The 13,967-nt window shown below is 70.7% G+C and carries 12 protein-coding genes; 10 read left to right on the top strand and 2 right to left on the bottom strand.

The features are described from left to right. Positions 1–203: 203 nt before the first annotated feature. From KFLA_RS14645 to KFLA_RS14685, 9 genes are all read left to right on the top strand, one after another. Positions 204–1,808 carry a peptide ABC transporter substrate-binding protein gene (locus tag KFLA_RS14645; RefSeq protein WP_237706808.1) on the top strand — a complete coding sequence of 535 codons (1,605 nt, stop codon included), beginning with the start codon at positions 204–206 and terminating at the stop codon, positions 1,806–1,808. Beyond that, complete coding sequence (locus KFLA_RS14650) at positions 1,805–2,731, top strand: ABC transporter permease (protein WP_012920578.1); 927 nt, start codon at positions 1,805–1,807, stop codon at positions 2,729–2,731. The genes KFLA_RS14645 and KFLA_RS14650 overlap by 4 nt, the downstream gene beginning before the upstream one ends. Further along, positions 2,724–3,620 (top strand): ABC transporter permease, encoded by an 897-nt coding sequence (locus KFLA_RS14655; RefSeq protein ID WP_012920579.1) that lies wholly within the window; start codon positions 2,724–2,726, stop codon positions 3,618–3,620. The genes KFLA_RS14650 and KFLA_RS14655 overlap by 8 nt, the downstream gene beginning before the upstream one ends. Next, entirely contained in the window at positions 3,617–4,615 is a 999-nt protein-coding gene (locus tag KFLA_RS14660) for an ABC transporter ATP-binding protein (protein ID WP_012920580.1), read from the top strand. The genes KFLA_RS14655 and KFLA_RS14660 overlap by 4 nt, the downstream gene beginning before the upstream one ends. Beyond that, complete coding sequence (locus KFLA_RS14665; protein WP_012920581.1) at positions 4,612–5,613, top strand: ABC transporter ATP-binding protein; 1,002 nt, start codon at positions 4,612–4,614, stop codon at positions 5,611–5,613. Before KFLA_RS14660 ends, KFLA_RS14665 begins: the two co-directional genes overlap by 4 nt. Before the next feature lie 5 nt (positions 5,614–5,618). Next, positions 5,619–6,065, top strand: coding sequence for a GNAT family N-acetyltransferase (locus KFLA_RS14670; protein ID WP_012920582.1), 447 nt, complete (start codon positions 5,619–5,621; stop codon positions 6,063–6,065). A gap of 87 nt (positions 6,066–6,152) precedes the next feature. Continuing rightward, positions 6,153–6,899 (top strand): 4-hydroxy-tetrahydrodipicolinate reductase, encoded by a 747-nt coding sequence (dapB, locus tag KFLA_RS14675; RefSeq protein ID WP_012920583.1) that lies wholly within the window; start codon positions 6,153–6,155, stop codon positions 6,897–6,899. A gap of 12 nt (positions 6,900–6,911) precedes the next feature. Beyond that, positions 6,912–7,352 (top strand): tetratricopeptide repeat protein, encoded by a 441-nt coding sequence (locus KFLA_RS14680; protein ID WP_012920584.1) that lies wholly within the window; start codon positions 6,912–6,914, stop codon positions 7,350–7,352. 164 nt (positions 7,353–7,516) lie between these two features. Further along, entirely contained in the window at positions 7,517–10,009 is a 2,493-nt protein-coding gene (locus KFLA_RS14685) for an ATP-binding protein (RefSeq protein WP_012920585.1), read from the top strand. Positions 10,010–10,510: 501 nt separating this feature from the next. Here KFLA_RS14685 and KFLA_RS14690 read toward each other — a convergent pair. Next, complete coding sequence (locus KFLA_RS14690) at positions 10,511–12,217, bottom strand: alpha/beta hydrolase (protein ID WP_012920586.1); 1,707 nt, start codon at positions 12,215–12,217, stop codon at positions 10,511–10,513. A 231-nt stretch (positions 12,218–12,448) separates the two neighbouring features. Between KFLA_RS14690 and KFLA_RS14695 the strand changes: the two genes are divergently transcribed. Then, positions 12,449–12,991, top strand: a complete 543-nt coding sequence (locus KFLA_RS14695) for a DinB family protein (RefSeq protein WP_012920587.1) — start codon at positions 12,449–12,451, stop codon at positions 12,989–12,991. A gap of 7 nt (positions 12,992–12,998) precedes the next feature. On the opposite strand, the gene KFLA_RS14700 is transcribed toward KFLA_RS14695, so the two are convergent. Further along, positions 12,999–13,958 carry an NADP-dependent oxidoreductase gene (locus tag KFLA_RS14700; RefSeq protein WP_012920588.1) on the bottom strand — a complete coding sequence of 320 codons (960 nt, stop codon included), beginning with the start codon at positions 13,956–13,958 and terminating at the stop codon, positions 12,999–13,001. Positions 13,959–13,967: the final 9 nt, after the last annotated feature.

The raw sequence follows: 13,967 nt of genomic DNA on the forward strand, positions 1-13,967 counted from the left end.
ATCCCCGGTTCCGGCGCTAGTCTCGATGTTCCGGCCGGTGAAACGGCTAGGTGCTCTGAGGTCTTCGCAAGTAACGCGTGTATTACTTGCTCGCGTTTTGTTACTGACAACGTTGACATGCGCAGTAACAACCAGCCAACATGGCGTGCACATCCGCCCGCCTAGCGGCCCTCCGCCGAGGAAGTTGGTTCGACGTGCGACGTGTGACTGGTGTTCTGGGGGCGACGCTGGGGCTCGCCCTGGTGCTCGGCGCCTGTGGAGACGGCAGCAGCAGTGGGGACGGCTCGGGAACCGGTGGCGCCAAGAGCGCGACCATCGCGATCGCCGCCGACCCGCTGGAGTACATCAACCCGCTGAACGAGAACGGCAGCCCGGGCATCCAGATCGCGATGGCGATGTGGGCCCCGCTGGTGACCACCGACCCGAACACCGGCAAGACCGTCAACGTGCTGGCCGAGTCCGTCACGCCGGACCGGACCAGCCAGACCTGGACGGTCAAGCTCAAGCCGGGCCACACGTTCCAGAACGGCCAACCCCTGACCGCCAAGGACTACGTCGACAGCTGGAACCTGACCGCGCAGGGCTCGACCGCCTGGGACAACAACGGCTTCTTCTCCAAGGTCGAGGGCTACGAGGCGCTGAACCCGCCGACCCCGGAGGGTGCGACGCCGAAGCCGACCTCGGTGAAGACGCTCAGCGGGCTCAAGCTGGTCGACGAGCTGACCTTCACGGTGAAGTTGAAGGTGCCGTTCTCCCAGTTCGGGCTGACCCTGCAGTACCTCGGCCTGGCGCCGCTGCCGGAGGAGGTCCGGAAGAACCCGGACGCCTACAAGCGCAAGCCGATCGGCAACGGCCCGTACAAGCTGGCCGCCGACTGGAACCCCGGTGACGACATCAAGCTGGCCAAGTGGGACGGCTACAAGGGCCCGAACCCGCCGGAGGCTGACGCGCTGACGTACCGGTTCATCCCGAACGCCGACACGGCGTACAACGAGTTCCTGGCCGGCACCGTCGACTTCGTGGACGTGCCGTCGACCAAGATCAAGACGTTCAAGACCGACGCGCCGGACCAGTGGGTGACTGCGGAGAGTTCCGGCGCCAACTACCTGGTCATCCCGGCCTGGGACCAGCGGTTCAAGAACCCGAAGCTGCGGCACGCGTTCTCGATGGCGATCGACCGGAAGGCCTACGGCGACCTGGTCGGTCTGGCCACCCCGGCGAACGGGCTGATCGCGCCGGACATCAACGGCTACCGCGCCGACGCCTGCAAGTACTGCACCTTCGACGCGACCAAGGCCAAGCAGCTGCTGCAGGAGGCCGGCGGCTTCTCCGGCCCGGTGAACATCAACTACAACACCAGCTCGGCGACCGGCCAGATCTTCGCCGAGGCGATCGGCAACATGCTGCGGCAGAACCTCGGCCTCGAGGTGAAGTACACCGGCAAGCAGGGCTCGGAGATCGGCGAGCTGGCCGACACCCGCAAGCTGGACGGCCTGCGGTTCAGCGGCTGGGGTCACGACTACCCGTCGATCGAGGACTACCTGACGCCGATGTTCAAGTCCACCGGCGACGCCAACTTCTCCGGCTACAGCAACCCCGCCCTCGACCAGGTGCTGGCCAAGGGTGACTCCGAGCCGGACCCGGACAAGGCGATCAAGCTGTACCAGGAGGCCGAGGACATCGCGCTGGAGGACATGCCGCTGATTCCGCTGATCCACAAGCAGAACGCGTACCTGCACTCGGCCAAGATCGAGCCCCGGGTGTCGAAGTACACCGGCGTCTCGGCGCTCTACGCCACGTTCAAGTGATCCGGTTCGTCCTGCGCCGCGGACTCGCGGCCATCCCGATCGGCCTGATCGTCACGCTGGGGGTCTTCGCGCTCGTCTTCGCGATGCCCGGGGACCCCCTGCGCGAAATGGCCGGCGACAAGCCGATCCCGGCCGCGGTGCTGGCGGCGAAGCGCGCCCAGTTCCACCTGGACCAGCCGTTCATCGTGCAGTACCTGCTGTCGATGAAGGACATCCTGACCGGCAACTTCGGCACGACGTTCGCCGGCGCGGACATCGCCGACCAGTTGCGGCTCCGGATTCCGGTGACGCTGAAGCTCACCCTGCTGGCGAACGCGGTCCAGTGGACGCTGGGCCTGTTCTTCGGCATCTACGCCGGGTTCAAGCGCAACGGGCTGATCGACCGGTCGCTGCTCCTGGTCACGTTGGTGCTGCTCGCCGTACCGGGGCTGGTGGCGTACTTCGCGGCGCAGTACGTGTTCGGGGTGGAACTCAAGTGGTTCCCGGTGTCGGGTGTGCTGGAGGGCTTCCCGCGCTCGTACCTGCTGCCCGCACTGGTGATCGGCCTGCTCGGGTTCGCGGGGCTGGCCCGGCTGATGCGGACGTCGATCGTGGAGACGGTGAACGCCGACTTCGTGAAGACCGCCCGGGCCAAGGGCCTGGGGGAGCAGCGGGTGCTGTGGCGGCACATCCTGCCGAACGCGCTGCTGCCGGTGGTGACGTTCATCGGGATCGACCTGGCCGGCATGTTCGGCGGGGCGATCATCACCGAGAGCATCTTCAACCTGCCTGGGCTCGGCCAGTTCATGTTCCAGGCGATCAAGCTGAAGGAAGGTGGTGTCGTGGTGCTGCTGTCGACCCTGGCGTTCGTCTCCTTCATCGTGATCAACCTGCTCGTCGACATCCTGTACGGCCTGCTCGACCCGCGGGTGCGCAATGTCTGAGGTCCAGGCGGTCGTCAGCGCCGAGGCGCAGGACCTCGGGGACGGCCGGGCGCTGTCGAACCGGGAACTGCTGCGGGCGCTGCTGCGCAAACCGCAGTTCGTGCTCTGCTCGTTGCTGCTGCTGGTGTTCTTCACGATGGCGGCGTTCCCGAAGCTGTTCACCTCGGTCGACCCGCGGTTCTGCGAGCTGGCCAAGAGCCGGCAGCCGCGCAGCGACGGGCACCCTTTCGGCTACGACATCCAGGGCTGCGACTACTTCGCGAACGTCGTGCACGGGGCCCGGCCGTCGGTGCTGGTCAGCATCATCGCCAGCTTCGGCATCTTCGTGCTGGCCGGCGGCCTCGGCCTGCTCGCCGGGTACTTCCCGGGCGCGGTCGACGCGCTGATCTCGCGGACGGCGGACGTGCTGTTCGCCGTGCCGGGCATCGTGATGCTGATCGTCATCCTGAACTCGGTGCCGAACCGCAGCATCTGGGTGATCGTCGGCGTCATCCTGGTGATCGGCTGGCCGGGCGGGATGCGGCTGATGCGCTCGACGGTGTTCTCGGTCCGCAACCGCGAGTACGTGCTGGCGGCCCGGTCGATCGGGGTGCCGCCGTTGCGGATCCTGCGCAAGCACGTGTTCCCGAACGCGATGGCGCCGCTGCTGGCGATGACCACGCTCGGCATCGGCGGCATGGTCGGCCTGGAGGCGGCACTGACCTTTCTCGGCGTCGGTCTGCAGCCGCCGTCGATCTCCTGGGGCTCGCAGTTCGGGGTCGCGGCCTCGTACCGCGACACCCCGCACCTGTTCATCTGGCCGGCGCTGTTCATCTCGACGATGACGATCTCGTTCATGATCATCGGCGACTCGATCCGCGACGCCCTCGACCCGAAGTTGATCCGATGAAGAGCGAAGTACTGCTGCGGGTCGAGGACCTCAGCGTGGAGTTCGACACGCCGCGGGGGCCGGTCCGGGCGGTGGACGGGGTTTCCTGGCAGGTGCGGGCGGGGGAGACGCTGGCGATCCTGGGCGAGTCGGGGTCGGGCAAGAGCGTGTCCACCCAGGCGCTGACCGGGATCCTGGAGATGCCGCCCGGGCGGATCGTGTCCGGTACGGCGAAGTACCGCGGCGACGACCTGATCACTATGTCGGTCAAGCAGCGCCGGCGGATCGTCGGGGACCGGATCACGATGGTGTTCCAGGACTCGCTGTCGGCGCTGAACCCGGTCCAGTCGGTGGGCAGGCAGATCGCGGAGTGCTACCGGGTGCACCGCGGCCTGTCCAAGGGCGCGGCGATGAAGCGGGCCGCCGAGATGCTCGACCGGGTGCGGATCCCGGCCGCGGCCAAGCGGGTGCACGACTACCCGCACGAGTTCTCCGGCGGCATGCGGCAGCGGGTGATGCTCGCGATGGCGCTCGCGCTGGATCCCGACGTGCTGATCGCGGACGAGCCGACGACCGCGCTGGACGTGACCGTGCAGGCGCAGATCCTGGAGCTGATCGCGGAGCTGCAGGCCGAGCGGGACATGGGCGTCGTGCTGATCACGCACGACCTCGGCGTGGTCGCGGACGTCGCCGACAACGTGGTGGTGATGTACGCCGGCCACGTGGTCGAGCGGGCCACGACGGCCGCCGCGCTGGAGCAGCCGATGCACCCGTACACCGAGGGACTGCTCGGCTCGATGCCGTCGGCGGACCTCAAGGGCCAGGAGCTGCCGACCATTCCCGGGACGCCGCCGTCGCTGCGGGCGATCCCGTCCGGCTGCGCGTTCCGGACCCGGTGCCGGCTCGCGATCGACGAGTGCGCGCTGGAGGTGCCGCCGCTGCTGACCGTCGCCCCCGGCCGGGACGCCGCGTGCATCCGGCGGACCGGCAACGCCGTGAAGGAGACGGTCCGATGACTGAGTTGCTGGTAGCAACAAACTTGGTGAAGCACTACGACATCAGCCCGGCGTTGTCGTTCGGGACCAAGACGCTGGTCCGCGCGGTGGACGGCGTCGATCTCGTACTGCGCAAGGGTGAGTCGCTCGGCATCGTCGGCGAGTCCGGCTGCGGCAAGTCGACGCTGGTCCGGCTGCTCGCCGCGCTGGAGAAGCCGACCGCCGGCGAGCTCTGGTACGACGGCGTCGACGTGGCCAAGCTGAAGGGCCGGGAGCTGCGGCGCTGGCGGCGCAACGTCCAGGTCGTGTTCCAGGACCCGTACTCCAGCCTGAACCCGCGGATGCGGGTCGGCGAGATCGTCGCCGAACCGCTGGACGTGCACGTGGACGTCGCGAAGGGCCTGGACGTCCGCAAGCGGGTCCGCGAGCTGCTGGAGCTGGTCGGCCTCCGGGCCGAGGACGAGACGAAGTTCCCGCACCAGTTCTCCGGCGGGCAGCGGCAGCGGATCGGGATCGCGCGGGCGATCGCGCTCAACCCGGACGTGCTGCTGTGCGACGAACCGGTGTCGGCGCTGGACCTGTCGGTGCAGGCCCAGGTGGTGAACCTGCTGATGCGGCTGCAGCGTGAGCTCGGGCTGAGCATCATCTTCGTCGCGCACGACCTGTCGGTGGTGCGGCACGTGTCCGACCGGGTGGCGGTGATGTACCTCGGCAAGGTGGCGGAGCTGGGGGAGCACCACCAGGTGTACGACGTACCGGCACATCCGTACACGCAGGCGTTGCTCTCGGCCGAGCCAGGGCTGGCACGGCAGGGCCGTCGCCGGATCGTGCTGGCCGGCGATCCGCCGTCGCCGGTGTCGCCACCGTCGGGCTGCCGGTTCCACACCCGGTGCCTGCAGGCGGAGGCGCGGTGCTCGGTCGACGTCCCGCAGTTGCGGGTGATCGAGTCCGGGCAGCACGTGGCGTGCCACTTCGCCGAACGGGCGCAGGCGGCGTACACCTCGGGCGTGCCATCCTGAGCGGCGTGCAAAGCCAACTGCTGATCGAGCCGCGCCCGCGCGACGACCTCGGTCTGGTCCTGCTGCTCGATCTGGCCCTGCAGGAGCTCTTCATCCGGTACCCGGCGAGCACGTCGCACCCGGTCCACCCGGACACCTCGTTCCTGGTTGCGGGCGCCGGGGGCGACGCGGTCGGCTGTATCGGCCTGATGCCGGTCGTGCACGGCGTCGGCGAGATCAAGCGCATGTACGTGCGCCCCGAGCACCGCGGCCGGGGTGTCGCCCGCCGCCTGATCGGCTCCGCGGAGGCCGTCGCCCGGCACCGCGGCGCCACCGCCCTCCGCCTGGCCACCGGTGTCCGCCAGCCGGAGGCCGTCAGCCTGTACGAGTCCCTCGGCTACCGGCCCATCCCGGCGTACGGCAAGTACGTCGACGAGCCCACCGCCCTCTGCTACGCCAAGCCTCTCCCGTGACCGTGCTCCCAGCGCCCGGGGTGCCGACCGGCCACTGACGGTGGGTGACATCCTTGGGCGGGACGCAACGGTGTGGAAAGGGTGCGGATGATCAAGGTCGGGGTGCTGGGGGCCAAGGGCAAGATGGGGTCCCAGACGTGTCTGGCGGTGGAGGACGCGGACGGGCTGGAGCTGGTGGCCCGGCTCGATCAGGGTGACGACCTGGCGGAGCTGACGAAGGCCGGCGCCCAGGTGGTCGTCGACTTCACCCGGCCCGAGGTGGTGATGGGCAACCTCGAGTGGTGCATCGGGCACGGCGTCGACGCCGTCGTCGGCACGACCGGGTTCGACGACGAGCGGCTGGCGACGCTGCGCGACCAGCTCGGCGCGCAGCCGGCGAGCGGGGTGCTGATCGCGGCCAACTTCTCGATCGGCGCGGTGCTGATGATGCGGTTCGCCGCCCAGGCCGCCAAGTACTACGAGTCGGTCGAGATCATCGAGCTGCACCATCCCGACAAGGTCGACGCCCCCTCCGGTACGGCGCGCCGCACCGCCGAGCTGATCGCCGCAGCCCGCCGGGAGGCCGGCGCCGCCCCCGTCCCGGACGCCACCACGACCGCGCTCGACGGCGCCCGCGGGGCCGAGGTCGACGGAATCCGGGTGCACGGCGTCCGGCTGCGGGGACTGGTCGCGCACCAGGAGGTGCTGTTCGGCGACGCCGGCGAGACGCTGACGATCCGGCACGACTCGATGCACCGCGAGTCGTTCATGGCCGGTGTCCTGCTCGGCGTCCGGCGGATCGTCGACACCCCCGGGCTGACGGTCGGTCTCGAGCACTTCCTCGACCTCGACTGAGATCCGCGACCGATGACCAGCAAACGCGCGGCGCTCGTGATCGCGGCCGTCTTCGTCGTGTACGCCGTGCTGCTCGGCTGGCGCGGCGTGCTGCTGATCGGTACCGGGGAGCCGGTCGCGATCGGGCTCGGGGTCGCGGTGCTGGTGATCCCGGTGGTCGGCGCGTACCTGGTCTGGCGGGAGCTGCAGTTCGGCCGCCGGACCGAGCAGCTCGCGCACGAGCTCGACCTGGAAGGTGGCCTGCCGGTGGACGACCTGCCGCGCCGGCCCTCCGGACGGGTGGACCGGGCCGCCGCGGATGCCGCGTTCACGCAGTACAAGGTGGCGGTCGAGGCGGCGCCGGACGACTGGCGGGCCTGGTTCCGGCTCTCCACGGCGTACGACGCGGCCGGCGACCGCAAACGGGCCCGGGCGTCGATGCGGACCGCGATCTCCCGCCACGACGGCGTCTGAGCCCGGTCGATCAAACGATTGCGTCGGTCGCGGGCCGTGCGCGGATTCGCAGCAGTTGGGCGCGAACCGCCTCCACCGCCTGACAATCCTGCGGCGGAGAGGCTACTTTCGAGGGGTGCGCGGCGACCGCCGTGCACGGGTCGGAGACTGGGTGGAGCCGTCCTGTGCCATCTGACGGGTCTCGCCGTGGCTCGGACGACGTTCAGGGAACGGGGTTCGGTGATCTGCTGCGCCGGCACCGGCGAGACGCCGGACTGTCGCAGGAAGGGTTGGCCGAGCTCGCCGGTCTGAGCGTCGACGCGATCGCGGCCCTCGAACGAGGTCGTCGCCGCGCGCCCAGGCCGCACACCCTGAGGTTGCTCGGAGACGCTCTCCGGCTCGGTGCGCCCGACCGGGCCCAGCTCACCGCGGCCGCCCGGCGCGACGGCGACCCCAGCCGCTCGACGCTGCGCCCGCCGCCGGTCCCGGCGAACCGGCTGATCGGCCGGGGCGACGAGCTGACCGAGACCGGCCGGCGGCTCGGCGAGCGGGTGACCCGCCTGCTCACCCTGACCGGGCCCGGCGGGGTCGGCAAGACGCAGCTCGCGCTCGCGTTGACCGGCGGCATCGGGCCCAAGTTCGACGACGGCGTCTGCTGGGTGCCGCTCGCGCCGATCGCCGACCAGGCCGCGATCGCGCCGACCATCGCCGCCGCGACCGGTCTGCACCCGATCGAGGGTGCCCGCCTGGTCGAGGAGGTCGCCGAGCAGCTCGGCCGCCGCAGGATCCTGCTGGTGCTGGACAACTGCGAGCACCTGGTCGCCGAGGCTGCGCGGATCTGCGCCGCGCTGCTGGAGTCGTGCCCGAACCTGTCGATCCTGGCGACCAGCCGCGAACTGCTCCGGGTGCCGGGCGAGAGCGTGTACGTCGTACCACCGCTGGCGTTGCCGGCCGTCGAGCAGCAGCCCGAGTCGTCGCCGGCCGTCCGGCTGTTCGTCGACCGGGCGAGCGCGCGCGGGAACAAGCCGACCGGGCAGATCGAGCAGGTGGCCCGGGTGGTCCGCCGGTTGGAGGGCATGCCGCTGGCGATCGAGCTGGCCGCGGCCCGGACCAACGTGCTGACGGTCGAGGAGCTCGCCGCCGAGCTGGAGACGTCGTTCGGCATTCTCGCCGGCGTCTCCAGCACGGCGGAACCGCGCCAGCAGTCGCTGGCCGACGCGATCGGCTGGAGCCACGACCTGCTGACCGCACCGGAACGGACCCTGTTCGCCGAGTTGTCGGTGTTCGTCGGCGGCTGGACGCTGAACGCGGCGGCGGCGGTGCTCGCCGGCACGGCGACGCCCGGACCGCTGGAACGCGCCCAAACGCTCGACCTGACCAGCCGGCTGGTGGACAAGTCGCTGATCCGGGTCAGCCGCGAGGGCGGTATCGCGCGCTACGACATGCTCGCGGTGATCCGCGAGTTCGCAGCCGGCCGGTTGGCGGAGAGCGGGCGCGGCGACGAGGTGGCCCGCAACCACGCCGCCTTCTTCCTCGCGCTCGCCGAGGAGGCCGAGACCCACTTGCGCGGCGCGAACCAGGGCGCTTGGCTCGACCGGCTCGAGGGCGAGCTCGACAACCTGCGCGCGGCGATGAGCTGGGCGCTGCGGGCCAAGGCCAGTGCCGACGCGGTGCGGCTGGCCGGTGCGCTCTGGCTGTTCTGCTACCTGCGCGGGCACTACTCGGAGGGCAGCGAGTGGCTGGAGCGGTCGCTCGTGCTGGCCGAGGACGCGCCCGGCCTGCGGTCCGCGAAGGCGAAGGCCCAACTCGGCGCGGGCATGCTCGCCTTCTTGCAGTGTGAGTACGAGATCGCGACCACCCGCCTCAAGTCCGCGCTCGCGCAGTACGAGGAACTCGGCGACACCGCCGGTACTGCGCTGGTGATGCAGCGGCTCGGCTGCGTCGCCCGGGAGCGGGGTGACTATCTGACCGCGGAAAGCCTGCACTGCCGCAGCTACGACCTGTTCGAGAGTCTGGGCGACCGGTCGGGCATGGCCTGGGCGCACAACCAGCTCGGGTTCGTCGCCTGGCTGCGCGGGGACCTGGAGGTCGCGGCCCGGCGCTGCCGGAAGGCGCGGGACAGCTTCCGGGTGCTCGGCGACGGCGAAGGGCTGGCGTGGGCACTGATCAGCCTCGGCGCGATCGCGCAGTACGCCGGTGACCTGACCGAGGCCGAGGACCTGCTGCAGGAGAGTCTCGCGCTGTCCCAACGGCTCGGGTACCGCGAAGGCGTCGCCTGGTCGCTCAACCAGCTCGGCATCGTGGAGCGCCGGCGCGGGTTCACCGAACGCGCGGTCCACCTGCTCGACGAAAGCCTGGCCGAGCACCGCGATCTCGGTGATCGCTGGCGCTCGGCGAGCGTGCTGGAGGAGCTGGCGACCGTCGCTCAGCAACGCCACCGCACGGAGTACGCCGCGTTCCTGCTCGGGGCGGCGGACGGCATCCGCGAGGTGATCGGCGCTCCGGTGCCGGAGATCGAGAAGGCCGACCACCAGGCCACCCGGCAGGCGATCGAGCGGGCCCTGGACCGCCGCGCGTTCCGGGCCGCCTGGTCCGCAGGCCGCGCGACGCCGCTCTCGGCTGTCGCCGACGGCTATCCCGGCCCGGCCGCGGCCCCGGACCGCTCCACCAGGCTGTAGCTCGACCCGGTCCTGGGTCGTGCGACCACCAGGACGCACGACCCAGGCCGGTGGTTCGGAGCCGGCCGCCCCGCCGGCTCCGAAGCCAGCCTCGCGGAGCACCACGACCTGGGGGATCGAAGGTACCCCGCGAGGGACCGTTGGCAGGACCGTCCGACGTCGACGGGTCCCGGCCGGCTGTGTTCTGTCTGACCCCCCAGGCAGTCCCCCCACTCCACAGCCGGCCGAAGCCGCGTCGGCGACGTCCCCTCCCGTCGAGCCCCCTTCGACGATCGGTTCTCCCGCGCTGACTCCAGGTTGTCCTGGTGACGCTCTGTGGCACAGGGACGTTACCCTGACATCGCCCTGACAACCAGGTGCTGACAACGAAGGCGCCGCCTGGTTTTCGCGCAGCGTGACCGGAGTCTGCCGTTCGGTGCCCGAATCTGCGCCGACATCGCCCGGTTCAGAGTGGTGTTTCGTACCGCGCTGTGACCGGGTTCGGCCCGGGCGCCGAGCTGCTCAGCGCAGGTAGCCGGACACCTGCCGGGTGAAGCCGGCGATCCGGTGCAGTGGCGCACCGTCACCGCCGCCGTCCGGGTGGGGCATCTGCGGCCCCGGCAGGCCTTCGCCCTGGCAGGTGGTGTCGTCGGCCGGGGCGCGGCCGGTCGCGAGGAACGCGTCGACGAGCCGGTCGGCGCACTTGTTCACGCCGCCGTAGACACCGTGGTCGCCCTCGCCGGTGACGGTGATCAGCCGCGACCCGGCGTACCGGCTGTGGGCTCCGAGGGCGAGCGAGACGTTGGTCGCCGGGTCGTGCACGGACTGCACCATCAGCGTGGTCGGCAGACCTTCGCCGGTCGGCGTCGGCAGCGTCCGGCGCGGGCGGTCCCAGGACAAGCACGGGTTCTCGTTCATACCCCAGCCGAGCAGCGGGTACTGCGGACCGAGCTGCGCGGACAGCCGCTCGCCGTACTCGCGTCCCTGCGGCCACTCGGTGTCGTTGCAGGTGACGGCTGTGAAGGTGGCGTGCTCCGCGTCGTCGGCGAACGGCCGGCCGATCGGGCTCAGGCCCACGGTGCTGCGGGTCGCGCGCTGAACCAGCTGGCGCTGCCGGTCGACGGACAGCGCGTCCACCTTGCGCTGCGCGGCGCGCGGTCCGCCGGTGGTCTGGGCGGCGGACAGGTCGCGCAGGAAGGCGAGGTCGACGGCCAGCGAGTAGAAGTCGCGCTTGGTGTAGAGGTCTCCGGTGACGATGTTGTCCAGAGTGTTCTGGTCGTAGCTGATCTTCACCGATCCGTCCAGGTACTCCTCGACCGCGGGCTGCTTCTTGAGGTCGGCGCGCAGCTGCTCGTACGTGCGCAGCACCTGCCGGGGCGTGCGGCCGAGCTTCAGCTGCTGGTGGTACTTCGCCGCCCAGGGCGCGAAGTCCTGGCGGAACCGGCGTTCGAAGGCCTGCGGCTGGGCGTTGAAGGTGTCGACCCACGGCCGGGTGAAGTCGGTGTTCGAGTCCAGCACGAACCGGCCGACGTGCCCGGGGAAGAAGGTCTGGTAGTACGCGCCGAGCCAGGTGCCGCCGGAGTAGCCGACGTAGTCGATGCGCTCGAAGCCGAGCAGGTGGCGGATCAGGTCCATGTCGTGCACGGTCTGCGCTGTGTCGACGTACGGGAGCAGGCCGCGGGACTGGCGTGCGCAGTACGGGTGGGTCAGCTCGGTGGCCTCGGCGATCAGGTCGAGGTTGCCGGCGTCGCGGTCCCGGGCGTCCATCGTGTAGCCGGGCGCGCCCTGGCAGGTGACGTTGGAGCTGTCGCCGGTGCCGCGCGGGTCGAAGCCGACGGCCAGGTGGTCCTTGGCCAGCGCAGGCCGCGCGGCCAGGAACGGTGCCATCCCGAGCCCGGCGCCCCCCGGTCCGCCGGGGTTGCCGAACACGACCCGGCGCGGCGTGCCCTTGGCCGGCGCCACCTTGCTGACGGCGATCTGGATGTCGTCGCGGCCGGCCGGGCTCCACCAGTCGCGCGGCGCGGTGATCTTCGCGCAGCTCACCCGCAGCTCGGGCTCGCCGCACGGCTTCCAGCTGACCTTCTGGTCCAGGTAGCGACTCGCCACGTACCCGGGTCTGTCCAGGATCGGCGCCGGCTCGACGGCGGCGGTGGCGCCGGAGCCGGGCACGACCAGCAGAGCGGGCAGACTGATACCGAGGCCGAGCGCGGCCAGGGTACGGACCTTCATGCATCCTCCAGGGATGTCCGAACGTGACGAGACCGTCGCAATCTGTCACGTCAGCCTCTGCCGGTCGAACACCACCCCCGGCCCGGCGCCGGATCCGCGTCTGCTAGGGCCGCTCGCAGAACGTCGTACAGAACATCAGAGGCGTACTCGCCCGAATGCCCTCGCGGCAGCGGAACTGTCCTCGGGGCCCTCTAGGGTCGGGGAACCGACGAGGGCTGCGAGGTGGAGTTGATGGGAACCGGGGAACTGCTGATCGGGCAGCTGGAGTTCTACTGGGACGTGCATTTCCGGCCACGGCTCGACGGGCTGACCGACGCGGAGTACCTGTGGGAGCCGGCGCAGCCCAGCTGGACCGTGCATCCCGACGGCGCCGGCCGCATCGTGATGGACCAGGAAGTGCCGGAGCCGTCCCCGGCGCCGGTGACGACGATCGCGTGGCGGCTGGTGCACATCGGCGTCGGGTGCTTCGCGATCCGGGTCAACACGTTCTTCGAGGACAACCCGGACGGTGCCGACATGTTCGATGCCCGGCACCGTCCGGCCGACCTGCCGTTGACCGCCGCGGGTGGGCTGGCGTTTCTCGACCACTGGTACCGCCGGTGGCACGACGGGATCCGGTCGATGGACGAGAAGGCGCTGGCGCGACCGCTGGGTCCGAAGGCCGGCCCGTACGCCGACGACACGATGCTCGGCCTGATCGCCCACATCAACCGCGAGACCATCCACCATGGCGCCGAGATCTGTCTGCTCCGCGACCTCTACCGCGCCGGGTAGCTGCTCGTCAGACCCGCAGCACGATCTTCCCGGCCGCCTGGTTGGTCTCGCCCCGACGGTGGGCGGCGGCGGCCTCGGCCAGTGGGAAGACCGAGTCGAGCTCCACCCGGAGCTTGCCCTCAGCAACGAGGTCGGTGATCGCGGTCAGGCCGAGGCGGTCGGGCTCCACCAGGGTGAACTCCGCGCGGATGCCCCGCCGCCGGCCCTCCTGGACGGTCGCCTCGTCGACGGACAGGATGCAGACGTACGAACCGCCGTCCTTCAGCACGTCGAGCGAGCGCCGGCCGGTGTCGCCGGCGATCGGATCGAGGACCAGATCGACCGGCCGCTCGCGCAGGACGGCGGCGAAGTCCTCGGTGCGGTAGTCGATCACCTCGTCGGCCCCGAGCGACCGCACGAAGTCGTGCTTGGCCGCGCTGGCGGTCCCGATCACCTCCGCGCCGAAGCTCTTCGCGAGCTGCACGGCCAGGTGACCGACTCCGCCCGCGGCCGCATGGACCAGCACGCGCTGCCCCGAGCGCAGCCCTCCGGTCTCCACCAGACCTTGCCACGCCGTCAGCGCAGCGAGCGGCAACCCCGCGGCCTGCTCGACACTCAGTGACGCGGGCTTGCGGACGAACTGCCGCGACGGGGCGGCGACGTACTCCGCGTACGCCCCGGGCAGCACCGGGAACTTCGGCATTCCCAGCACCTCGTCGCCCACCTGCAGCCAGGTCACGCCGGGCCCGACCTCCTCGACCACGCCGGCCACGTCGTACCCCAGGATCACCGGAGCGTCCGCGTCGGTCGCGTCCCCGCCTTTCGCGCGGCGCTTCCAGTCCGTCGGGTTGACTCCGGCCGCCTGCACCCGGACCAGGATCTCGGTCAGCCCGGGCGACGGCCGCCGCACGTTCTCCAGGTGCAGCACCTCGGGTCCGCCGGCGCCCCGGGCGACCACGGCCCGCATCGTCTTCTCGTTCGCTGTCATGCCCCGAAG

Source organism: Kribbella flavida DSM 17836 (assembly GCF_000024345.1).
In the GTDB taxonomy this organism is placed as follows: Bacteria; Actinomycetota; Actinomycetes; order Propionibacteriales; family Kribbellaceae; genus Kribbella; species Kribbella flavida.

What these genes read in the sequence shown, in the direction of transcription:
- KFLA_RS14655 (WP_012920579.1), top strand. Translation starts at nt 2,724, where the DNA reads ATGTCTGAGGTCCAGGCGGTCGTCAGCGCCGAGGCGCAGGACCTCGGG.
- KFLA_RS14660 (WP_012920580.1), top strand. Translation starts at nt 3,617, where the DNA reads ATGAAGAGCGAAGTACTGCTGCGGGTCGAGGACCTCAGCGTGGAGTTC.
- KFLA_RS14665 (WP_012920581.1), top strand. Translation starts at nt 4,612, where the DNA reads ATGACTGAGTTGCTGGTAGCAACAAACTTGGTGAAGCACTACGACATC.
- dapB (WP_012920583.1), top strand. Translation starts at nt 6,153, where the DNA reads ATGATCAAGGTCGGGGTGCTGGGGGCCAAGGGCAAGATGGGGTCCCAG.
- KFLA_RS14680 (WP_012920584.1), top strand. Translation starts at nt 6,912, where the DNA reads ATGACCAGCAAACGCGCGGCGCTCGTGATCGCGGCCGTCTTCGTCGTG.
- KFLA_RS14690 (WP_012920586.1), bottom strand. Translation starts at nt 12,217, where the DNA reads ATGAAGGTCCGTACCCTGGCCGCGCTCGGCCTCGGTATCAGTCTGCCC.
- KFLA_RS14695 (WP_012920587.1), top strand. Translation starts at nt 12,449, where the DNA reads ATGGGAACCGGGGAACTGCTGATCGGGCAGCTGGAGTTCTACTGGGAC.
- KFLA_RS14700 (WP_012920588.1), bottom strand. Translation starts at nt 13,958, where the DNA reads ATGACAGCGAACGAGAAGACGATGCGGGCCGTGGTCGCCCGGGGCGCC.